We start from the raw sequence: 22752 nt of genomic DNA, 5'->3' as shown, positions 1-22752 counted from the left end.
AACGGCCCTAGCCGTAATGTCCATAAGCCTTTCTCTGGCATGCCGGTCAAGGCATTGACGCGCGTTTATCCGTCTGGGAAGATTTCGGTCCGTGCCGAAATTGACGGATCTGTCGGTGGTCGACGCCTGGCGCCTGGTCGGGCCCGTGCCGTTCGACGATCTCCCCGCCGATCCCCGGCCGGACATGGACCGGCTGGGGATCGAAGCGGCCTGCGTCACCCACACCCTCAGCCTTTACTCCGACCCGTCGGCCGGGAACGAGGCTCTGTTCGCCCTCGACGATCCCCGGCTGATCCCGGTGCCGGTGGTGGTCCCCGGGGTGCCGGGGGCGAGCGCCCCGGCGACCCTGGACGAGGTGCTCGCCTGGGACGTCAGGTTCGTGCGACTCTGCCCGGAAAGGCATAGGTTCGAGCTGACCGGCCCCGTCGCGCTGCGCTGGCTGGAGGCGATGGCCGGGCGCGACCTGACGGTGGCCGTCGACCTGGAGGAGACCTCGCCCGAGCGGCTCCGCACCCTGGCCGCCGCGCTCCCGCACCTGCGCGTGCTCCTGCTCAATCCCGGTTACCGGCGGCTGCGCGCGGTCGCCGAGCTGATGGCCGAGCTGCCGAACCTCTGGCTGGAGATCGGCACGGTCAACACCCAGCGCGGGGTCGAGTGGCTGGCCGAGCGGTACGGCGCGGACCGGCTGGTGTTCGGCACCGGCGCGCCGGTGCTCGACGACTGCGGGCCCCGGTTCCTCCTCGACCATCTCGACCTCACGCCCGCCGAGGTGGCGCTGATCGCCTCGGGCACCCTGCGGAGGCTGCTGTGATCCTCGACGCCCACGGACACGTCGGCGCCTGGCCCGACTTCCTCATCCCCGACCCCTCGGCCGCGGGGCTGGCCGCGATGATGGACCGGCTCGGCATCGCCGCGATGGGCGTCAGCGACCTGCTCGGTGTCGGGCCGGACGCGGTGGCGGGCAACCGCCGCGCCTTCGAGACGGCGGCGGCGCATCCCGGCAGGTTCGGAGTCTGGCAGGTCTACAACCCGCACCACCGCACGCCGCTGACCGATCGGCCGGAGGCCTGGGGCGTCAAGCTCCACCCCGACGTGCACCAGTGCCGCCTTGACGACCCGCGCTACGAGCCGGTCTTCGCCCTCGGGCTGCCGGTCCTCGCGCACAGCCAGACCGACTCGCCCTGGGGCGATCCCGCGCAGTTCGCCACGGTGGCGGCGCGCCACCCGGACGTGCCGCTGCTGATGGGCCACACCGGCCTGTGGTCGTACGGCTTCACCCGCGCGGCCCGGCTGGTGGCCGACCACCCGTCGGTGCTGCTGGAGGTCTGCGGATCGAAGATCACCGGTCGCTGGATCTCCCGTCTGGCCGCGCTCGCCGGGCCCGAGCGGGTGGTCTACGGCTCCGACGCCTGCTTCCTGGACCTGCGTGCCGGGCTCGGCCGGGTCGCCCTGGCGCCGCTCGCCGAGGTCGATCGCGACCTGATCCTGGGCGGTAACCTCGCTCGCGTCCTGGGCGACCGCCTGACCCTCCCGTCCTCCCCGTCACCGAGGGCCGGGATCTCCCCGCTGGAAGGAAACGGATGAAACTCGCCATCGACGGGGGAACCCCCGTCCGCTCCGCGCCCTGGCCGTCCTGGCCGCCTCCGCTCTCTCCCGCGCAGCGCGAGCTGGTCGGCGAAGTGCTGGAGAGCGGAAACTGGGGAGCCACCCAGGGATCCCGCTGCGCCGAGCTTGCGGCGGCGTTCGCGGCCCGGTCCGCCGTGTCGTACGGCACGGCGGTCGGGAACGCCACCCTGGGGCTGTTCGCCGCCCTGCGCGGCCTCGGCGTGGGGCCGGGGGACGAGGTGATCGTCCCGGCGTACACCTTCGTGGCCTCGGCCACCTCGGTCCTGCTGACCGGGGCGACCCCGGTGATCGTCGACGTCGACCCGGTGGACCTGCACCTGTCCGTGCCGGCCGTCGAGGCGGCGATCACCCCGAGGACGGCCGCGATCATGCCGGTCCACCTCGCGGGCAGCCCTGCGGACATGGACGGCCTGACCGCGTCGGCCGTACGGCACGGCCTGGCGGTCGTGGAGGACAGCGCACAGGCGCACGGCGCCGCCTACCGGGGCCGCCCGGTCGGCGGCCTGGGTGACGCGGGGGTGTTCAGCTTCCAGTCGAGCAAGGCCATGACCGCGGGAGAGGGGGGCATGATCGTCTGCCGGGACGAGGACGTCCACTCCCGCATCTGGTCGGTGTGCAACCTCGGGCGGCGGATCGGCGGTCAGTGGTACGGCCATCCCGAGGTCGGCTGGAACCTGCGGCTGACCGAGATCCAGGCGGCCCTGCTGCTGCCCTGGCTGGACCGGCTGGAAGAGGAGATCGCGCGGCGGAACGCGTTCTGCGTGGCGGTGGAGCGCGAGCTCGCCCGCCTTCCGGCGCTCCCGGCGGCCGGGTCCGGAGACGGCGGGCCTCCGGTGACCGTGGTGCCGCAGCCGCCCGGGACCACCCTGGACTCCCGGCATCTGCTCATGCTGCGGGTGAACGCCCCCGTCGACCGGGAGTTCCTGCTGGCCGCGATGGCGGCCGAGGGGGTGCCGCTGGAGGGCGGCTATCCGCCGCTCGGCACGATGGCGGCCCTGACGGACGCGGGCGCCCGGGTCGAGCCCTGCCCGTCGGCCGAAACCGCCTCGCGGACGGTGGTCTGGCTGCGGCAGTCGATGCTGATGGACGATCCGGCCGGCGCCTCCGACGTCGCCGAGGCGCTGGCCAGGGTGCTGGCCCGCCGGGGCTGACGGCGGATCCGGGTGGGGCCTCGGCCGATCGGTCGCGGACCCGTGTCGGCAGGGGCGTTGCGGAGAAGATGTAGAACATGATTCGGTAGGAGGCGGGCAAGGAGGCGGGAAATGCTGGATCTGGTGCTGTCGTCTGTCGACCGGGGCGTGTTGACGCTGACGTTCAACCGCCCGGACCGGCTCAACGCGTGGACCGACGCGATGGGGCGGCGCTACTTCGACCTGCTGGCCGAGGCCGAGAAGGACCCCGAGGTCCGGGTGATCGTGGTGACCGGAGCGGGGAGGGGCTTCTGTGCCGGCGCCGACTTCCAGACCCTCGACGCCATCCGGGACGGTTCCTACGAGAGAGAGCCGGACAGGCGGCCCCCCACCTTCCCGACCACGATCGGCAAGCCGGTCCTCGCGGCCGTCAACGGCGCCTGCGCCGGGCTCGGCATGGTCCACGCCCTGGTCTGCGACCTGGTCTTCACCGCCGACGAGGCCAAGTGGACCACCGCCTTCGCCCGCCGCGGCCTGATCGCCGAATACGGTCTGTCGTGGATCCTGCCCCGGCTCGCCGGTCAGGTGCGGGCCATGGACCTGTTGCTGTCCGGTCGCACGTTCACCGGTGCGGAGGCCTACGAGCTCGGCCTGGTCAACCGGTCGGTGCCCGGCGAGCACCTGCTGGCGGAGGTCCGGGCGTACGCCCGCGAACTGGTCGCGCACAGCTCCCCGGCGTCGATGGCCGTGATCAAGCGTCAGGTCTGGGGCGACGGGAGCCGGACCATGGAGGCGGCGGAGACCGCCGCCGTGCGCCTGATGGCCGAGTCGTTCGGCCGCCCGGACTTCGCCGAGGGGGTGGCCAGCTTCGTCGAACGCCGCGCCCCCGACTTCCCGCCGCTGTAGGCGTCTGCGCGGCTCTCAGGTCACCTGGGAGAGCCAGTGGGGGGCGGCTCCGAAGGGGGCGGAACCCGCGGTGACGGCCTTCATGAGCCGGGCGGCCGTGGTGCGGGCGTTCTCGATGACGTCCGGGGGATAGGCGTAGCGGACCTGGTGCTCGGCGAACTCGTCCTCGTCGTCCAGGATGATCCGGCCGTCCCGCATGCGGATCACGTCGAGGTCGAGGTCGACCATGGTCACCTGGCCGTCGCTCCACTGGGGCACCGTCGCGATGTCGCAGTAGATCTCGGTCTTGTTCGGTGCGGCGTTGAAGTTGGCCGTCCACCAGGCGTCGCGAGGGAGGAGCAGCACGAACGCGTGCTGCCAGGTGATCGGGGGCTCGGTGCCCTTGCTGCCGGTGGTCCCCGCGGGGCAGCCCGTCCAGACGCCGTGCTCGTCCTCGCCGAGCAGCCGGGCCCGATGGTTCCAGTGCAGCGAGCCGTCGTATTTCCGATAGATCACATTCACCATTTCATGCGACATCCCCCGACAATAAGGCTTGACAGAGATCTATGCATTTCCTACCTTCTAACTAGGTTAAGAGTGTCAGTGCAGAGCCCCGGCTCACTGACCGGCAACCCTCGCGCCGCGGCGGGGTGCCCCCGGGGAAGACCGGGCGGCACGGTGGGCGTGCCGCAAGCGCGGACCCCTCAACGGGTCACCGAGGCATGCCTGGGAGCAGCACATGTCCGAGATCACACTTACCTATGCCGGTCCCGTGGACTTCGACACCTACGGCCGTTACCGGCCGGGTGGCCGGCCCGGTCCGCGCTACCCCTTCCAGGGGCGGATCACCGTGGACGGCACCGGCGAGTTCCCCGCCGAACCCGGGCGCTACCACCTCTACGTCGCGGCGGTCTGTCCCTACGCGCAGCGCGCGGCGATCGTGCGATCCCTCAAAGGGCTACAGGACGTGGTCTCGCTGTCCTATGTGGACGACGAGCGCGACGGTCGCGGCTGGGCGTTCCGGGAGCGGCGCGGAGCCGACCCGGTGAACGGGTTCGCCACGCTCCGCGAGGCCTACGAGGCGACCGAGCCGGGGTTCGACGGGCATGTCTCGGTGCCGACGCTCTGGGACAGGACGTCCGGGCGGATCGTCAGCAACGACTTCCCCGACATCACGATCGACCTGGGCACCCGGTTCGGCGGTGACCCGGACGTCGACCTCTACCCCGAAGAGCTCCGCCCGGAGATCGACGCGCTCAACGTCAGGATCTACGAATACGCCAACACGGCGGCGGGCCGCATCGCCTCGGCCACCACCGAGGCGGAGTACGGCGCGGCGCGGCGGGCGGTGATCTCCTTCCTGGAGGAGCTCGACGCCCGGCTCGCCGACCGCAGGTTCCTGTTCGGCTCGGGGATCACCGAGGCGGACGTGCGGCTCTGGCCGACGCTGCTCCGCTTCGACCTGAGCGACAATCCGGCGGCCGGGATCAGCGAGCGCCCGCTGACCGCCTTCCCCAACCTCTGGGCCTACGCCAGGGACCTCTACCGGCACCCAGCCTTCCGCGAGAACACCGACTTCACCGCCATCACGGCCCCCGCCGCCGCGGAGACCGCCGCCTGGCGGATCCGGGTGGCCCCGCTCCACGCCGACTGGGACGAGCCGCACCGCAGAGCCGCCGTATGAAGCCGCCGCAGAGGACCGCCGCGTCACCGGGCGGGGGGACCGCATGAGCGCCGCCATCGCCGTCGTCGGAGCCGGGCCGACGGGCACCTGCCTGGTGGAGCGGATCTGCGCCAACGCCGCCGACCTGCTCGACTGGCCGTCGCTGGACATCCACGTCATCGACCCCTACCCGCCGGGCGGCGGCCGGGTCTGGCGTGCCGAGCAGCCCGAACTGCTCTGGATGAACTCCACCGCGGCCGACGTGACGCTGTTCACCGACGAGTCGGTCCAGTGCCGGGGCCCGATCCGCCCCGGCCCCTCGCTGGCCGAGTGGCTCGGCGGCGACCCCGGCAGGTTCGCCTCCCGGCCGGTCCAGAACGCCTACCTGTCGCACGTCTTCCAGCGTGCGGTCACCACCGCCCCCCGCGGCGTCCGCGTCCACGTCCACGCCACCCGCGCGCTGGACCTCACCGACATCCCCGGTGGGCAGGCGGTGACCCTGGAGAACGGCCGGACGCTCGAAGTGGACGCGGTGATCCTCGCCCAGGGGAACGGCGACGTGACCCCGACCGGGCAGGAGCGGCAGCTGGCGGGCGTGGCCGGTCGCGACGGGCTGCTCTACCTGCCCACCGGCTACACCGCCGACCTCGACCTGGATCAGGTGCCCGCCGGTGAACCGGTGATCGTGCGGGGCATGGGGCTGGCCTCCGTCGACCTGATGGTGCTGCTCACCTCGGGACGCGGCGGCCGCTTCGTCCGCGAGTACGACGGGGAACTGGTCTACCTGCCCAGCGGCCGGGAGCCGCTGCTGCAGATGGGGTCGCGCCGCGGTGTGCCGTACCACGCGAAGACCGGATACCCGTTCCGGGGCGCCCGCCCGCCGGTGCCGCGCTTCCTCACCGCGGCGGCACTGGGCGAGGGGCCGTGGACCTTCCGCCGGGACGTGTGGCCGCTGGTCGCCAAGGAACTGGGGTTCGCGTACTACCACGAGCTCATCACCGCCCATCCGAGCCGGTCCCGGGTGAGCTGGGCGGAGTTCGAGGAGGCGTACGCGGCAGAGGAGTGGCGCAGCGCCGGGATGCGGGCACTGATCCGCAGGGCCGTACCCCGGTACCTGGACCGGCTGGACTTCGATCGGCTGGATCGCCCGCTGGAGCGCATGCGGTTCGGCGACTCGGCGGGACTGCGCAGATGGATGAACGGCTACCTGGGCGCCGACCTGGAGCGGCGCTCCGACCCGGCGCACAGCGCCGACCACGCCATGATCCTCGGGCTGCTGTCCGTCTACGGCGTCCTCGCCGAGCTGGGTGTCTCCGACCCGTGGTTCCACGGCTTCTTCAGTTACCTCGCCAGCGGCCCGCCCGGTCCCCGGCTGGAGGAACTGCGGGCGCTCGCCGCGGCGGGCGTGGTCACCTTCCTCGGCGCGGACCTGAGGGTCGAGCACCGTGACCGGAGCTGGTGGGCCCACAGCCCCACCGTCCCCGGCGGGGTGGCGGCCAGGACCCTGATCGAGGCCCGGCTGCCCGCACCCAGCGTGAGCCGGGCCACCGATCCGCTGATCTCCGCACTCCGTGACCGGGGCGAGGCCGGCGAGGACTCCGGGCTGCTGAAGGTCCGGCCCGCCGACCGGCGCGTGCTGGACCGGTCTGACGCCCCCCACCCCCGCAGATTCGCCTTCGGCCCGTGGGTCGCCGGTGGCCGGGCCACCGGCGGATTCGCCCGGCCCGGGCTCAACGCCCCGCTTTTCCGGCACGCCGACGCGCTCGCCCGACTCGTGCTGTCCGAGGCCGTCACCACCCAGATCAGACATGTCGCCTGAGCCGCCTGAGCCGTTCGAGCCGTTCGAGCCGTCCGAGTCGTTGAGGAGAAGAGCGTGAAGGTGAGATGGGGTGTCCTGACCCTGGCCGGGGTGCTGGCGATCACGGCCTGCGGAGCCGAGGCGCAGTCCCCGACGGCCGCGGCCGGCGGCGGTGACGGCGGGTCGCTGACCTGGGCGGTGGAGACGCAGCCCACCACGTTCAACCCCCAGCAGTGGGGCCAGAACAAGGCCCGCCTGCTGGTGCACAACCAGTTCGACTCGTTGATCGCCCGCAGCGGCGACGGCGGGTTCCTGCCATGGCTGGCCACGTCCTGGAAGGTCTCCAAGGACGGCCTGACCTACACCTTCCAGCTCCGCGACGACGTCACCTTCCACGACGGGGAGAAGTTCGACGCGGCGTCGGTGAAGGCCAACCTCGACCAGTTCCTCGTGCCGGGCTACAACGCGGCGGTGGCCGCCATCCAGCTCCGCAACCTCGGAAAGACCGAGGTGACCGGCACGCACACCCTCAAGGTCACGCTGAAGGCGCCGGACGGGCTGTTCCTGGACTTCCTGTCCTCGCCCTACGCCGGTCAGGTCTCCCCGAAGTCGCTGAAGAACGCCAAGGACCTCAAGGCCGGCGGCGTCGACGTCGTCGGCACCGGGCCGTTCATCCTCGACCGGTTCACACCCGGCCAGGAGGTCCACTACAAGCGCAACCCGAACTACAACTGGCCGCCCGCCGGATCGGCCCACCAGGGCCCGGCGTACCTGTCGGAGGTGACCTACCGCTTCCTGCCCGAGGCGGCGGTCCGGGTCGGTGCGCTCACCTCGGGCCAGGTCCAGGTGATCGAGGGCGTGCCGGCCACCGAGATCGGCCTCATCAAGGCCGACTCCCGGTTGAGGTTCGAGACCAGCCTCAACTCCGGCAGCGCCTTCTCCTACTACTTCAACGTCTCCCACCCCCCGTTCGACGACAAGCGGATCCGCCAGGCGTTCCGGGACGCCGTCGACGTCGACACCGTGCTCGACTCGGTCTACCAGGGCACCGCCAAGCGGGCCTGGAGTATCATCGGACAGGGCAGCCCGCAGTTCTACGACGCCTCACTGGAGAACACCTTCGGCGACGACTCGGCGCGGGCCAACAAGCTGCTCGACGAGGCCGGCTGGGACAAGCGCGACGCCGAGGGCTTCCGGGTCAAGGACGGCAAGCGGCTGACCGTGCGGACCGTGGCCTCGGCCCCGTTCGTCAGGGACCGCCGCGACATCCTCGCCCAGGCGATCCAGGCCGCGGTGAAACAGAGCGCCGGCATCGACTTCCAGGTCAGGCTGGTCGACCAGGGCACCGCGCTGAAGGCCTACGAGGGCAACCAGTACGAGGTCTTCGAGAACTCACGCGGCGACACCGACGCCGGGGCGGCGCTCAACCTGATCCTGCCGAAGGGTGCCGCGATCAACCGCACCCACTACGAGAGCGCCGAGCTGGAGCGCCTCCTCGACGAGGCGTCGGCCGGCTCCGACGCCGCCGAGCGCAAAAAGCTCTACGCCAAGGTGCAGAAATTCGTCACCGACGAGGCACTGCTCCTCCCGCTCTACGTGCCGGCCGACCAGGTCGCCTACGGCTCCGGGGTCACCGGGCTCACCTTCGAGCCGGTCTCCGGCACCCCCAACAGTGCTTACGACGTCCGGATAGGGACGTGAGCACCCTCACACTCACCCGGCGGCGGGGGCTGGCCGCCGCCGGGTGGCTCGGCCCGGTGGCCCGGCGGCTCGGATCCGGCCTCGCCGTACTCTGGGCCGCCGCCACCGCGGCCTACGTCTCGTTGCTGCTCGTCCCCGGCGACACCGTCGACGTCCTGATCGGCGACGGCCTCGACACCCCCGAACGGCGGGCGCAGATCGTCGCCGAATGGGGGCTGGACCGCTCGGCCCTGCACCAGTACGGCGACTACCTGGCCCGGCTGTTCCACGGCGACCTCGGCCGTTCCTACATCCTGCAGCGCGGCGTCGGCGACGTCCTGGCCTCACAGATCGGGCCGACGGTCCGGCTCGCCCTCGCCGCCGCGCTCATCGGAACCGTCCTGGCCCTGGCGCTCGCGCTGGCCACCGCCGGGCGCCGGACCTGGCTCGGTGGGCTGGCCGGTCTGTCGGAGCTGGTGGCGGTGTCCGTCCCGCCGTTCCTGATCGGGATCCTGCTGCTCGCCGTGTTCTCCTTCACTCTCGGCTGGTTCCCCGTCTCCGGTGACCAGGGGCTCGTCTCCCTGGTACTGCCCGCCGTGGCGCTGAGCCTCCCGATCTGCGGTGTGCTCGGGCAGGTGCTGCGCGAGGGTTTGGAGCGGGCGCTGGAGGAGCCGTTCGCGGTGACCGCGCGCTCGCGCGGCATCACCGAATGGCGGCTGGTCGCCCGGCACGCCCTGCGGCACGCCCTGCTCCCGGCCGTCACCCTCACCGGCTGGTTCACCGGCACCCTGCTCAGCGGCGCGATCATCGTGGAGGCGGTGTTCGGCCGTCCCGGGCTCGGCCAGGTGACCCTGACGGCGGTGACCGGCAAGGACATGCCGGTGGTGATGGCGGTCGTGCTGCTGTCGGCCCTGGTCTACGTCACGGTCAGCACGATCGTCGACCTCACCTACCTCGCGATCGACCCCCGCCTGAGGAGCAGCCGATGACCGCCGTCACCCAGGCGCCGCCGGTCACGGCCGCCGCCCCCACCCCCGCCGGGCGCCGGTACGGCGTGCGCCCCGGGCTGGTCGTTCCGCTGCTCTTCCTGGCCTTCGTCGCGGTCGCCGCCCTGGCCCCGAAGCTGCTGGGCGGCGTGGACCCGCTGGCCGCCGACCCACTGCACGCGCTCACCGCACCGGGCGCCGGGCACTGGTTCGGCACCGACCACCTCGGCCGGGACGTACTGGCCCGGGTCGTCCACGGCGCCGGGCACTCGCTGGGCATCGGCGCGGCCGCGATCCTGTTCGCCACCGGGGCCGGCACCCTGCTGGGCGTGCTGGCCGGGCTGTCCCCCCGCTACCTCGACGAGCTGCTCAGCCGCCTGTTCGACGTGCTGGCCACCTTCCCCGAGCTGCTGCTGGCCCTGCTGGTCATCGCGGTCACCGGCCCCGGTACCGGCAACGTCATCCTCGCCATCGGCCTGGCCCAGGTGCCCAACTACGCCCGCGTGATCCGGGCCCAGACCTTCGTCGTCCGCCGGTCCGGCTATGTCGAGCAGGCGGTCACCTTCGGCCTGCGCCGCCCGGTCCTGGTCCTGCGCCACGTGCTGCCCAACGTCCTGGGCCCCCTGCCGGTGCTCGCCACGATCGGCATGGGCACCGCCATCATCGCCACCTCGGGGCTCAGCTTCCTCGGCATGGGCCCGCAGCCGCCCAGCCCGGAATGGGGCTCCATGCTGTCGGAGGCGCGCAACTACCTGCGCGTCGCCTGGTGGACGGCGCTGTTCCCCGGCCTCGCCGTCACGCTGACCGTCATCAGCCTCACCCTGGTCGGGCGCCGCCTGCAGCGCCGTTTCGAAGGGAGACACCGGTGAGCCTCATCGAGATCGAGGACCTGCGGGTCGCCTTCCCCGCCTCCGGGGTGGAGGCCGTACGAGGGGTGAACCTGTCGATGGCGGCGGGCGAGTGCGTGGCGATCGTCGGGGAGTCGGGTTCCGGCAAGAGCGTCACCGCCAGGAGCCTGGTCGGGCTGGCCGGTCCCGGTTCGGTGGTGACCGCGGCGAAGTTCACCGTGAAGGGCGGAGACGCACTCCGGTTCGGAGCACGCGACTGGCGGCGGCTGCGCGGCCGGTTCGCGGGTCTGGTGTTGCAGGACGCCCTCGGCTCCCTCGACCCGCTCCGCACAGTCGGCGACGAGATCGCCGAGGTGCTCGCCGCCCATGACGTGGTGCCGCGTGCCGGCCGCAGGGCGAAGATGATCGAACTGCTCGACGCGGTAGGGGTGCCGGAGCCTGAGGTGCGTGCCCGGCAGTACGCCCACCAGCTCTCCGGAGGGCTGCGCCAGCGTGCCCTCATCGCCTCGGCCATCGCCGCCGACCCACCGCTCATCATCGCCGACGAGCCGACGACCGCGCTCGACGTCACCGTGCAGGCCCAGATCCTGCGCCTGCTCGCCGCCCGCAGGGCCGCTGGCACCGCACTGCTCATGATCAGCCACGACCTGGCCGTGGTCTCCTCCGTCGCCGACCGTGTGCTGGTCATGAAGGACGGCGTGGTCGTCGAGGAGGGGCCGACCGGCCGTGTGCTGTCCGCGCCCGAGCACGACTACACCAGGCTGCTGCTGGCCGCCGTCCCCTCGTCCGCCTCGCGCGGCACCCGGCTGTCCGCCGTCGCCACCGGGGGAGTCTCGCTGCGCGTCCCGCTGCCCGAGCGGACCGTGGACCGCGACGCGCCGATCGTGCAGGTCTCGGGTCTTTCCGCCGCGTACGGCTCCCGCCGCGTGGTGGACGACGTCTCCTTCGAGGTCCATCCCGGCGAGACCGTCGGCATCGTGGGGGAGTCGGGCTCGGGTAAGACGACCGTCGCCCGGCTGGTGCTGGGCCTGCTGCCACCCCTCTCCGGTGAGGTGCGACTGGACGGCGCACCCTGGTCGGCGGTCTCCGAGCGCAGACGCCGCCCCCACCGGTCCGCCATCCAGGTGATCTCCCAGAACCCACTCGACTCCTTCGACCCCCGCTACACCGTCGGCCGCCTGGTCGCCGAGCCGCTCGCCGGGGTCTCCGGGGAGCGGAAGGCACGGGTGGCCGAGCTGCTGGCGCGGGTGGGCCTGCCGGCCGACATCGCCGGACGGCATCCCCGGCGGCTCTCCGGCGGACAGCGTCAGCGGGTGGCCATCGCCAGGGCTCTCGCTCCCCGCCCCCGCGTCATCGTCTGCGACGAACCCGTCTCCGCGCTGGACGTGTCGATCCAGGCCCAGGTGCTCGACCTGCTCGCGGAGATCCAGGCGGCCGACGGGACCGCCCTGATCTTCATCTCCCACGACCTGGGAGTGGTGCACCACATCAGCGACCGGGTGCTGGTCATGCGCGAAGGCCGGGTCGTGGAGGAGGGGCATGTGGACGAGGTGTTCTTCCTCCCCAGGCACGACTACACCCGGGAGTTGCTCGGCGCGGTGCCCAAGCTCGTGTCCGCGGCACCCTGATCGGGCCGGCCGGGGGTCCGGCCGGACTGGCGGAGGCCGGTGGGAGCCTGACCGGACGGGTGGAGGCCGGTGGGTTCCCGGCCGGCCGGGGGGAGGTCGCCGGGGGCCTCGCCGGACGGGGAGAGGGGCTCCCGGTCCGGCGGGCCGGCCTCGGCATTCGCCCGGCCGAGCCGGCGCACGTCGGGCAGGGCCAGTACCCCCAGGCAGGAGAGGGCGATCAGGGCCGCCGCGCCGTACAGCGTGGGGGCCGTCCCCGCAACCGCGGACAGCGGTCCGGCCAGGGCCATGCCGAGTGGCATCAGCCCCAGGGAGAGCATCCAGTCGTAGGCCGACACCCGTGAGATCGCCTCGGCGGGGATGTGCTCCTGAACTGCGGTCTCCCAGAAGGGGGACATGAACGCCAGGCCGCCGGCCATCAGCCCGTAGGCCGCCGCGACGACCAGGGCGGGCGCCCCGGCGGCGAGTGTGACCAGGGGGAGCGCGCCGAGCGCGAGCGCGAGGTTGGCCGCGACGAGGGGGCTGCGCGGTCTGGCCCGCAGCGCGAGCAACGCCCCGCAGAGGGCGCCGACCGTGCCGCCCTGCACGATCGTCCCCCAGGCCAGCTGACCGCCGAGGCCGGTGACGGCGATCAGCGGGCCGAGCGTGATCAGGACGCAGCGGCCCAGGTTCCACAGTGCGTGGCCGATGAGGTTCGTCCAGTACCACCGGTGGCGGCGCAACACGGTCCAGCCCTCGACGAGTTGCCTGCCGAACCGCTCACGCGGCGCGGACGGGATCGGCGCGAGCCGCAGACGGCCCAGCAGCACCGCGCTGACCGCGAACGTCGCGGCGTCGAGGATCAGCGCCCAGCCCGGCCCGGCGGTCAGCGCGAGGGCGGTGGCGATCCCGGGACCGAGCAGCATGGATCCGCGCTTGGCGATCGCCATGAGCGCGTTGGCCCGGGCCAGGTGCTCGGCGTCGACGGTGGCGGGCACCAGTCCGGTGGTGGCGGGCAGGAAGAACGCCGTCGCCGCGCCGCAGATCGCGGCGAGCACCGCCAGATGGACGATGTCGACCGTTCCGGTGATCAGCTCGATGCCGATGGCGGTGTAGGCCAGCCCGCGGACCACGTCGGCGACCAGCATCACACGCTGGCGGGGGAGCCGGTCGGCCCAGACACCGCCGGGCAGCATCAGCGCCACCGTGGCCGCCGACTGGGCGGCCAGGACCAGACCGAGGTCGATGGCCGAGCCCGTCGCGGTGACGATCGCCAGGGCGAGGGCGACGGGGGTGACGGCGTCGCCGATGTGCGAAAGGGTCTGGCCGGTCCACAACAGACGGAAGCGTGGATCTCGCAAGGGGGTCATACGGGCGAAGTTACTACGAAATAAAAATATACGCATTCATATAAAGCTGACCGCTAATCTGTGGTCATGTCAGAGCAGGACTCGGTCGACCGCCACATCGCGCACTGGTCACGCGAGCTGTCCGACCTCGACCCGCAGGTCGAGGGGATCGTGACGCGCATGCAGATACTCGTGCGGCTGCTGCGGCGCAACAAGGAGACCTGGCTGGCCTCGTCCGGGTTCAAGCCCTGGGAGTTCGAGGTGCTCCACCACCTCGTCGCGGCCGGCCCGCCCTACCAGGTGACGCCGTCGCTGCTGACCGAGTGGCTGGACACCCACCCCGCCACGCTGACCAACCGGCTCGACCGGCTGGAACGGGCCGGATACATCACCCGCGTGCCCGACCCCGGTGACCGCCGCCGCCTGCTCGTCGCGCTGACCGACGGGGGGCGCGCGGTGTGGGAGGAGCGCATGGAGGAGGGCGACCGGTCGGAAAGGGCACTGCTGGACCTGCTCGACCCCGGTGAGCGCGAACTGCTCGACGGCCTGCTGCGCCGACTGGTCCGCGGCGTGGAGGCGGACGGTCCGCCGCTGATGCCGGACTGGTCCCTGGGCGACCGGAAACCCTCTGCCGTCCCGGGGCGCGGTTCGTCGTGAGGGCATGACGAACCGGGTGATGCTCGGCGGCGGTAGGAAGGCTCAGCCGAGCCGGCGGGCCCCGGCGGCCGGGGTGGCGGGGTAGATCTCCGGCGCGGCCCAGCCGCGCTCGGCGTAGGCCCGGGCGACCGACTCCCGTACCGACTCCACCCGGTCGTCGGCGACCAGTGCGATGGCCGATCCGCCGAACCCGCCGCCGGTCATCCGCGCGCCTCTGGCCCCGCCCCGGACCGCCGACTCCACGGCCACGTCCAGCTCGGCGCAGGACACCTCGAACTGGTCGCGCAGCGACAGATGGGAGGCGTTCAGCAGGGCCCCGATCTCCCGCACCGCTCCGGCGCGCAGCAGCCCGATCAGCGCCTCGACCCGGTGGTTCTCGGTCACCACGTGCTGGGTGCGCCTGCGCTCGTCGCCGCTGAGCCCGGCCAGGGCGCCGGCCAGGTCGGTGACGTCGCGCAGCGCGTCCACTCCCAGGCGCTTGGCGGCGTTCTCGCAGTCCTGGCGGCGGCGGGCGTACTGCCCGTCGGCGAGCTCGTGGCGGACCCCGGTGTTGATGATCAGCAGTTGGAGGCCGTGCTGGGCCAGGTCGAACGGGATGTTCCTGGTGGCGAGGCTCCGGCAGTCCATGAACAGGGCCTTGCCCTGCTCGGCGAGGGCCGACGCCGCCTGGTCCATGATCCCGCACGGCATGCCCACGAAGTCGTTCTCGGCCTTCTGCCCGGCCAGGGCGATCTCCATCTTGCTCAGGCCCAGGCCGTACAGCTCGTTGAGCGCGGTCCCGACGACCACCTCCAGCGCCGCGCTCGACGACAATCCCGCCCCCTGCGGCACGTCCCCGTCGATCACCAGATCGGCGCCCCGCACCGGCTGTCCGGCATCCCGGAGCGCCCAGAACACGCCGGCGACGTAGCGCGCCCACCCCTCGGCCTGGTCGAGGGTTTCGATGGTGAGCGGCTCGCCCGCCTGGAGCGACCGGAGCCGGACGACGTCGTCCTCGCGTGGCGCAACCGCCGCGGTGATCCCCCACGGCACGGCGAACGGCAGCACGAAGCCGTCGTTGTAGTCGGTGTGCTCGCCGATCAGGTTGACCCGCCCCGGAGCGTGCCACACTCCCCGTGGGTCCGCACCGAACGACTCACGGAAAGCATCAACAACGCGCATGATCCAACACCCCTCGACATCGTCCCCCCGTAGATTAGCGAGTCCGCCGAGCGCCGGTTCCGCCGCCAAAGGTCACATCTTGAACGCGTACCGCCCGGCGGATGTGCGAACGGGGCGGACCTTTGGTTGAATGCCGCAGTACGGCATGCGCGCGAGGGGCGGTAGCTCAGCCGGTTAGAGCAGGGGACTCATAATCCCTGGGTCGCGGGTTCGAGTCCCGCCCGCCCTACCTCTCGTGACCATACGAAAAGCGCCCCTGACCTGGGTGATCCCGGTCAGGGGCGCTTTCGTCGTGTCCGGTCGTCCAGGGCCGTCGCCGATCGTTCGCGGCCGGCCGTACGGCTCCCGCGGCGACAATCAGGATCGCCGCGGGAACGCCGCAGGTCAGCGTCCTACGGGACGATCTCCATCTGCGCCATCATGCCGAGGGAGGAGTGCTCGAGGAAGTGGCAGTGGTAGACGTACGTGCCGAGGTGGTCGGCGAAGGTCGCCTGCACGCGCATCTTCCCGTTCTCCGACACGTGCACGGTGTCCTTCAGCCCGGCGTCCTGCGGCAGGGGCTTGCCGCCGTCGCGCTCCAGCACCCGGAAGTTCGTCATGTGCAGGTGGAAGGTGTGCTGGACGCCGGGGATGGTGTCGGCGTTGGTGATGTTCCAGATCTCCGTGGTGCCCCGCTTGATCTGGAAATCGATCCGGTTCGGGTCGTACGGCTTGCCGTTGACCAGACCGACCGGCCCGGTGCCCGCCAGGTCGAAGCTCATCGCCACATCGCGCTCGATCGTGGCGGCGGGCAGCGCGGGCAGCGGGCGCAGCGTGCCGGGCAGGCGGCTGAGGTCTATGGCCGGGCGCACCACGTCGAACCGCAGGACGGGGTCGCTCCCGTTGGAGAGCACCAGTTTGGTGCCGACGGGGTAGCGGGCGAAGTCGATCACGATCTCGGCCCGTTCCGCCGAGGAGAGCACCAGTTCGGTCAGGGGCACCGGTGCGGGTAGCAGGCCGCTGTCGGAGGCGATCTGCACCATCTCCTTGCCGCCGAGGTTCAGCCGGAAGACGTGCTCGTTGGCGGCGTTGAGCAGGCGGAACCGGTACTTGCGCGCGGCCACCGGGAAGTACGGCTGGATCTTGCCGTTGGCCAGGATGGTGGTGCGGTTCGCCGGGTCGTCGAAGAAGACCAGGCCGCCGTCCTGATCGAACTGCGCGTCACGCAGCATGATGGGTACGTCGTACTTCCCCTGCGGCAGCGCGAGCCTGTTCTCGGCAGGGTCATCGATGAGGTAGAAGCCGTGCAGGCCGCGGTAGACGTGCTCGGCCTCGGTGTGGTGGCTGTGGTCGTGGTACCACAGGGTCGCGCCCTGCTGGCGGTTCGGGTAGTCGTACACCCGTGACTGGCCGGGCTGGATGACGTCCATGGGGTGGCCGTCGCTGGCCGCGGGCACGTGGCCGCCGTGCAGGTGCACGTTCGCCTGCTCGGTCAGCTGGTTGACGTACGTCACCTTCACGGGGCGGCCGGTCCTGGCGCGGATGGTGGGCCCGACCAGCGAGCCGCCGTAGGTCAGCACGGGTGTCTTGAGGCCGGGGAGAAGCTCGGCGGTCGAGGCCTGGATGGCGATCTTGTAGACGTCCACGCCGGAGGCCGACTGCACCGGCTGGAGCACCGGCGGCACGGGCATCTGCTCGGTGAACGCCGTCACGGTCGGCCGTACCCCGGTGCCGGCGGCCGGCTGGCCGATGCGGTGGGGATTGTGGATCGGATCCCGATCCTCGGCGTCCACGGGGATCAGCCTGGTGAACGGCAGCGCCGTCGCACCGCCCAGTGTGGCACCGAGCACCAGCAATCGCCGTCGGTTCAGCATGCTTTCCCCAATCGATGACCGGCATGAAGCGGCCCCCGGGGTCCGCCGCTAGACCCTCCGCCAGCGAGACGTTCGCCACCAAGAACGTTGCACGTGTGATCTCCGCGTGTCTTCCTCTAAATTGCTCACCGTTCGCTGTTTCTCGGCGTTCACCGGTGCGAAGCGAGTGAGCCGTAAGCCCCGGCAACCCCTCCGACAGACGGTGAAACAAATGCCGATCACCGGCCACTACCCAGTGATGTTTCCCCGATGATCGGAGAACCGGGTGCAGAGAACGACAAGGTGGGCCGGCGTCGCCGTGCTCACCGCGGCCCTGACCGTCCAGCCACAGGCGGTCGCGGAGGCAGGCGACCAGGCGGTGACCGGCGTGCGGACGGTCACACTGGTCACCGGTGACAAGGTGACGGTGACCGGCCCGACGAGCGCGATCGTCGAGCCGGGCGAGGGCCGGGAAAAGGTCACCTTCCTCACCGACGAAGCACGGGGGCGGCTCCGCGTCTTACCCGGCGACGCCGCGGTACTGGTTCGCGCCGGACGGCTGGACCCCCGGCTGTTCGACGTGACAGGGCTGCTGGAGCTCGGATACGACGACGGCCGCAAGGAACTCCCCCTGCTCGTGACCGGGGCCTCCGGTCCCGCGCCGGCCGTCCGCGCGATGACCGGGTTCAGATCGCTGGGCGCGGTGCGGGGCTTCGCCGTACGGCAGCGCAGAGACGACGCCGCGCGGACGTGGCAGGCCCTCGCGGGCGGTACGGGGAAGGTCTGGCTCGACGGGCGCCGGCGCGTCTCGCTCGACGTGAGCGTCAAACAGGTCGGCGCGCCGCAGGCGTGGGAGCGCGGGCACACCGGCGCCGGCGTCAAGGTGGCGGTGCTCGACACCGGGATCGACGCGACCCATCCCGACCTCGCCGGGCGGGTCACGGCACGGGCCGACTTCACCGAGGCCCAGGACGAACGCGACGTGATCGGGCACGGCACGCACGTGGCCTCCACCATCGCGGGCACCGGCGCCGCCTCAGGCGGCACGTACCGTGGCGTCGCGCCGGACGTGACGCTGCTGGACGGCAAGGTGTGCGAGTCGCTGTGGTGCACGGACTCGTCCATCCTGGCGGGCATGCAGTGGGCGGCCGAACAGGGCGCGAGAGTCGTCAACATGAGCCTCGGGTCCACCGACACCCCCGAACTCGACCCTCTGGAAGAGGCCGTAAAGACGCTCACCGAACGCTACGGCACTCTGTTCGTGGTGGCGGCCGGCAACTACGCCGCCGATCGCACGATCAGCTCGCCCGCCACCGCCGACGCGGCGCTCGCGGTCGGCGCGGTCAGCAAGTCGGGCGAGCAGGCCGACTTCGCCAGCCGCGGGCCGCGCGCCGGTGACGACGGCCTCAAGCCGGATATCACCGCCCCCGGCGTGGACATCACCGCGGCCCGTGGCAAGGACAGCCCGGGCGACGGCTCCTACGTCGCCATGTCCGGCACCTCCATGGCCACCCCGCACGTCGCGGGCGTCGCCGCGCTGCTGGCCGGGGCGCACCCCGGCTGGAAGGGCGGCACGCTCAAGGCGGCCCTCATGGGCACCGCCCGGCCGCTGCCGGGGATCGGGGTCTTCGCTCAGGGCGCGGGGCTCGTCGACGCCGCCCGCGGCACCGGCCAGGCCGTCACCGCCGAACCGCCCGGCCTCGGTTTCGGCCGGCAGGCGTGGCCGCACGACGACGACCGGCCGGCCAGTCAGAAGATCGTCTACCGCAACCACCAGCAGCAGCCGGTGACCCTCCGCCTGGAGGTGCGTGGCGACACGTCCTTCGGCGTCACGCCCGCCACGCTGGCCATCCCCGCGGGCGGGCAGGCCGAGGCCACCGTCACCTCCGACACCCGCGCCGGAGGGCCCGACGGCCTCCTCGGCGGGCACGTCGTCGCCACCGGCGACGGAGGGCTGACCCTCAGCACGCCGGTCGGGGTCAACAAGGAGGTGGAGAGCTACGATCTCACGCTCCGGCACACCGACAGGAACGGCCGGCCGGCCACCCAGGTCTACACGACGCTGTACCGGCTGGACGCCGATCAGACGCCGATCGACCTGGAGGAGCCCGAGGGACCGGTCACCCTGCGGCTGCCCAAGGGCAGATGGCAGATCAGGACCGTCATCGTCGACGATCAGAGCAGGACGCTCCTCGTCCACCCGGACCTCCACCTGGACCGGCCGCAGACCGTGGAGGCCGACGCGCGGCTGGGCCGGCCGATCTCGCTGACGCTTCCCCGCGCCGACGCCGCCCCGCTACTGGCCGAGATCGTCTACCAGTGGCAGGAAGCCGACGGGACGCCGCGTAGCTGGGGCTGGCTCGCCGACTCCTACGACGGTGCGTTCACCGCCCAGCTCGGCCCCGCCCGCGCCCATCCGGGCGTGCGCACCAAGGTCGCCGGACAGTGGGCCGCAGCCCGGACCGGCAGCCCGTACGCCTACCGCCTGACCTGGTTCCACACCGGAGGCATGGTCAACGGATTCGAGCGGCGCGTGGCCCAGCGCGACCTGGCCGCCATCCCCACCGACTACGCCCGCCACCTGCCCGACGCGGAGGCCGAAGCGGCCAGCCGCGCCTGGCCGCGCGACGGCGCCATCTTCTCCTACCTGTCGCAGACCACGTTCGGCACGCCGTTCAAGCAGGTCGAGTACGTCAACACCGACGACGGCATCCGCTGGCAGCGCTACCTGTTCGAGTATGCCCCCGACGGCCGGATCAACCGCTTCGAGTCGCCCTTCACGGTCTACCGGTCCGGGCGCACGTACCCGGAAGCGTGGAACCGCGGCGTCTTCTCGCCCGCCCTGCCCTGGGCGGGCGCGCCGGGACATGGCGGCGTCAGCCGCACCGGCGACGTCATCTCGACCGATCTGCTCATGTACGGCGACGCCAGAGGATCGCTCGGCTACTCCTCCCGGGCCACGCAGCGGACCGCCCTCTACCGGGACGGCACCCTCGTGGGCGAGCAGCCGGAGATCGAGACGAGTTTCACCGTGCCCGCAGGGGAGGCCGCCTACCGCCTCGTCGTCGACACCGAGCGCGGGGCGCCCGCGACGCTGTCCACGCGCGTGTCCGGTGTGTGGACGTTCCGGTCCGGGCACGTCACGGGTGAGACGCCCGAGCGGCTGCCCGTGTCGGTCGTGCGCTTCGGCCCTGCCCTCGACAGCGAGAACTCCGCCCCGTCCGGGCGGCGCTTCACCGTGCCGGTGACCGTTCAGCCGTTGGCGGGAAGCGCCGCCGGCCCTGTCAGGCGGCTCTCGGTCGAGGTCTCCTACGACGACGGCGCCACCTGGACCAAGGCCGAGATCCACGGGTCGGCGGCCGTCCTGCGCCACCCGGCCGGCGACGGGTTCGTGTCCCTGCGCGCCCGAGCGCTGGACAAGGCGGGCAACACCGCGGAGCAGACGGTCATCCGGGCCTACCGGATCCGGCCGTCGTGACCCGGTAGCCGTACCGGACACCCGGTGGAGCGGCCGGCCCCGGCCGGCCGCTCCTGGCCGGCCGGGGCCGTCGAATCTTGCAGGCTTCCCTTATCGCCAGGCTGTACTGCTGTCGGCTGGCAAGGGCTCAGGTCTTTCGGCCGTCGCCCGGGTGTATGTGAACTTTTCATCTCGTGAAAGTTTCATCGTCGATTGACAATGGGAAAACGCTTTCCTACCGTGTCAGTGTTCATCTATGTGTATATCGATCACATATGTGAACGCTGAGTGCTCGCTGGGGGGAACCCGAACCGCAGACCACACCGGTCTGCCGGACCAGCAAGGAGCCCGGAAGTGAAACGAAGGATCAACGGAAAGATCGCCGTCGCCGCCGTCGCCGGCGCACTCGGCGCCTCGGGACTGGTCGCCGGCGTGGCCACCGCCGCGGCGGCCGCACCCGCACCCGGGGCCTACACCCTGGTCAACGCCGCAAGCAGCCTCTGCCTCTCCGTACCGGCCGCCAGCACCGCAGACGGCGTACAACTCGTCCAGAACGGCTGCGCCGGCACCGCCGGCCAGACCTGGAACCTGACCGCCGTCAGCGGCGGATTCCAGCTCAAAGCCGCCCACAGCGGCAAATGCGCCGGCGTCAAAGACGCCAGCACCTCCGCCGGCAAAGCCGTCCAGCAGGAAGGCTGCTCGGGCGCCTCGTCCCAGACCTGGCAGCTCACCGCCTCCGGATCCGACTACCGGGTGGTCAACGCCAACGGCGGCAAGTGCCTCAACACCAAGGACAACGCGACCTCGGCCGGCGCCCTCGTCCAGCAGAACTCCTGCGACTCGGTGGCGACCAAGCAGTGGCGACTGGTCTCCGCGGGTTCCGTGACCCCGACGCCCACGGTGACGCCCACGGCGACCCCCACGGTGACACCCACCGCGACGCCGACCGCGACCCCCACGGTGACGCCGACCGGCTCTCCGGGGAACGCCGCAGGTCTGGAAGGTTTCGCGACCCTGAACCTGTACGGCCGGGCCGGCACGAACGGCGGCGCCGGCGGTGAGACGGTGACCGTCAGCACCTACGCGCAGTTGGCGTCCGCTGTCGCCGACGACGCGCCCCGGATCGTCCGGGTGTCCGGCACGATCAGCGGCAACGGTACGGAGATGCTGGACGTCGGGTCGAACAAGACCGTCATAGGCGTCGGGTCGAACGCGACGATCAGCGGATTCGGCTTCGACGTCAACGGGTGGGGCCCGGACGAGGTCGCGTGGGGCGGCGACCTCTGCGACCCTGCCGAGAAGGACGCGTTCACGCACACCCAGAATGTGATCATCCGGAACCTGACGTTCCGGGACTCCGCCGATGACTCGGTCAACGTGCAGTGCTACTCGCACCACGTGTGGGTCGACCACAACACGTTCTACCCGTCCTACGACGGCTCGGTGGACGTCAAGCGCGGGTCGGACCTGGTGACGGTCTCCTACAACCGGTTCGTCGGCACGGACAAGTCGATGCTGCTGGGTCACAGCGACAGCAACGGCGCGCAGGACACGGGTTACCTGCGTGCCACCTACCACCACAACTGGTTCGACCGGTCGAACACCCGTCACCCGCGGGTGCGGTTCGGGTACGCCCACCTGTTCGCCAACTACGTGGACGTCACCGACTACTTCATCGGCCTGGGCAAGAGCGGCAAGATCTACGCCGACGGCAACTACGTGAAGGCCGCGAAGACGATCACGGAGGACCACGGCGACGCGAAGCTGACGTGGACGGGCAGCAACTTCTACGACATCTCCACGATCACGCGGGCGAACAGCAGTGGCAGCACCATGAGCGACTGGCTGCGCGCCGACGGCAGCGTCGCGCCGCCGCCGTACGGCTACTCGGCCGGTTCCGCGTCCTCCAGCCCGCCGGCCGCGGGCGCCGGTGTCGGCGGCGCGGACTCGGTCCCGCAGTGATCCCACCCGGGTAGACCGGGGCCGCGCCGTCGTCCGCAACCGCTCGATCCGCCTCCGGGGCGGCCGGATCGGTCCGGCGGGGGAGAGGAACCACGGCGTCCGGGCTCGGGACTC

At 71.7% G+C, this 22752-nt stretch carries 17 protein-coding genes, 1 tRNA gene and 1 riboswitch; of the genes, 14 read left to right on the top strand and 4 right to left on the bottom strand.

Annotated features, from left to right (window positions below):
• Positions 1–91: 91 nt before the first annotated feature.
• From OHA77_RS09640 to OHA77_RS09625, 4 genes are all read left to right on the top strand, one after another.
• Positions 92–811: an amidohydrolase family protein gene (locus OHA77_RS09640; protein ID WP_326820970.1), complete on the top strand. Its 720-nt coding sequence runs from the start codon at positions 92–94 to the stop codon at positions 809–811.
• Positions 808–1584, top strand: a complete 777-nt coding sequence (locus tag OHA77_RS09635) for an amidohydrolase family protein (protein ID WP_406317543.1) — start codon at positions 808–810, stop codon at positions 1582–1584. The genes OHA77_RS09640 and OHA77_RS09635 overlap by 4 nt, the downstream gene beginning before the upstream one ends.
• Complete coding sequence (locus OHA77_RS09630; protein WP_406317542.1) at positions 1581–2777, top strand: DegT/DnrJ/EryC1/StrS family aminotransferase; 1197 nt, start codon at positions 1581–1583, stop codon at positions 2775–2777. The genes OHA77_RS09635 and OHA77_RS09630 overlap by 4 nt, the downstream gene beginning before the upstream one ends.
• Positions 2778–2888: 111 nt before the next feature.
• A complete protein-coding gene (locus OHA77_RS09625) occupies positions 2889–3662 on the top strand; it encodes an enoyl-CoA hydratase-related protein (protein ID WP_406317541.1) in 774 nt (257 codons plus the stop codon).
• A gap of 15 nt (positions 3663–3677) precedes the next feature.
• Here the strand turns inward: OHA77_RS09625 and OHA77_RS09620 are convergent, their stop codons facing one another.
• The gene (locus OHA77_RS09620; RefSeq protein WP_406317540.1) at positions 3678–4178 is read right to left on the bottom strand and encodes a DUF402 domain-containing protein; all 501 of its coding nucleotides are present in this window, start codon (positions 4176–4178) and stop codon (positions 3678–3680) included.
• A gap of 52 nt (positions 4179–4230) precedes the next feature.
• Positions 4231–4343, top strand: a riboswitch (SAM riboswitch).
• 37 nt (positions 4344–4380) lie between these two features.
• On the opposite strand from OHA77_RS09620, the gene OHA77_RS09615 reads away from it, so the two are divergent.
• From OHA77_RS09615 to OHA77_RS09590, 6 genes are read left to right on the top strand one after another with little or no spacing between them, the layout of a single operon-like run.
• On the top strand, positions 4381–5325 hold the full coding sequence (locus tag OHA77_RS09615; protein ID WP_406317539.1) for a glutathione S-transferase C-terminal domain-containing protein: 945 nt from the start codon (positions 4381–4383) through the stop codon (positions 5323–5325).
• A gap of 43 nt (positions 5326–5368) precedes the next feature.
• Positions 5369–7123, top strand: a complete 1755-nt coding sequence (locus OHA77_RS09610; RefSeq protein ID WP_406317538.1) for an FAD/NAD(P)-binding protein — start codon at positions 5369–5371, stop codon at positions 7121–7123.
• Positions 7124–7177: 54 nt separating this feature from the next.
• The gene (locus OHA77_RS09605) at positions 7178–8803 is read left to right on the top strand and encodes an ABC transporter substrate-binding protein (RefSeq protein WP_406317536.1); all 1626 of its coding nucleotides are present in this window, start codon (positions 7178–7180) and stop codon (positions 8801–8803) included.
• On the top strand, positions 8800–9771 hold the full coding sequence (locus tag OHA77_RS09600) for an ABC transporter permease (RefSeq protein WP_406317534.1): 972 nt from the start codon (positions 8800–8802) through the stop codon (positions 9769–9771). Before OHA77_RS09605 ends, OHA77_RS09600 begins: the two co-directional genes overlap by 4 nt.
• Positions 9768–10637, top strand: a complete 870-nt coding sequence (locus OHA77_RS09595) for an ABC transporter permease (protein ID WP_406317533.1) — start codon at positions 9768–9770, stop codon at positions 10635–10637. Before OHA77_RS09600 ends, OHA77_RS09595 begins: the two co-directional genes overlap by 4 nt.
• A complete protein-coding gene (locus OHA77_RS09590) occupies positions 10634–12244 on the top strand; it encodes a dipeptide ABC transporter ATP-binding protein (protein WP_406317531.1) in 1611 nt (536 codons plus the stop codon). Before OHA77_RS09595 ends, OHA77_RS09590 begins: the two co-directional genes overlap by 4 nt.
• Here OHA77_RS09590 and OHA77_RS09585 read toward each other — a convergent pair.
• A complete protein-coding gene (locus OHA77_RS09585) occupies positions 12190–13590 on the bottom strand; it encodes an MFS transporter (protein WP_406317530.1) in 1401 nt (466 codons plus the stop codon). The two genes, OHA77_RS09590 and OHA77_RS09585, sit on opposite strands and share 55 nt — an antisense overlap.
• Positions 13591–13656: 66 nt before the next feature.
• On the opposite strand from OHA77_RS09585, the gene OHA77_RS09580 reads away from it, so the two are divergent.
• On the top strand, positions 13657–14226 hold the full coding sequence (locus OHA77_RS09580) for a MarR family winged helix-turn-helix transcriptional regulator (protein ID WP_326820982.1): 570 nt from the start codon (positions 13657–13659) through the stop codon (positions 14224–14226).
• Between the two features lie 42 nt (positions 14227–14268).
• On the opposite strand, the gene galK is transcribed toward OHA77_RS09580, so the two are convergent.
• On the bottom strand, positions 14269–15387 hold the full coding sequence (gene galK / locus OHA77_RS09575; RefSeq protein WP_326820983.1) for a galactokinase: 1119 nt from the start codon (positions 15385–15387) through the stop codon (positions 14269–14271).
• 155 nt (positions 15388–15542) lie between these two features.
• Here galK and OHA77_RS09570 point away from each other — a divergent pair.
• Positions 15543–15616, top strand: a tRNA-Ile gene (locus OHA77_RS09570).
• A 163-nt stretch (positions 15617–15779) separates the two neighbouring features.
• Here the strand turns inward: OHA77_RS09570 and OHA77_RS09565 are convergent.
• Positions 15780–17240: a multicopper oxidase family protein gene (locus tag OHA77_RS09565; protein WP_406317528.1), complete on the bottom strand. Its 1461-nt coding sequence runs from the start codon at positions 17238–17240 to the stop codon at positions 15780–15782.
• 265 nt (positions 17241–17505) lie between these two features.
• Between OHA77_RS09565 and OHA77_RS09560 the strand changes: the two genes are divergently transcribed.
• On the top strand, positions 17506–20697 hold the full coding sequence (locus OHA77_RS09560) for a S8 family serine peptidase (RefSeq protein ID WP_406317526.1): 3192 nt from the start codon (positions 17506–17508) through the stop codon (positions 20695–20697).
• 333 nt (positions 20698–21030) lie between these two features.
• Positions 21031–22638 carry an RICIN domain-containing protein gene (locus OHA77_RS09555; protein WP_406317525.1) on the top strand — a complete coding sequence of 536 codons (1608 nt, stop codon included), beginning with the start codon at positions 21031–21033 and terminating at the stop codon, positions 22636–22638.
• The last annotated feature ends 114 nt before the right edge of the window (positions 22639–22752 follow it).

Source organism: Streptosporangium sp. NBC_01639 (assembly GCF_045209755.1).
Taxonomy (GTDB): domain Bacteria; phylum Actinomycetota; class Actinomycetes; order Streptosporangiales; family Streptosporangiaceae; genus Streptosporangium.
This window is presented reverse-complemented; position numbering and strand designations above follow the sequence as displayed.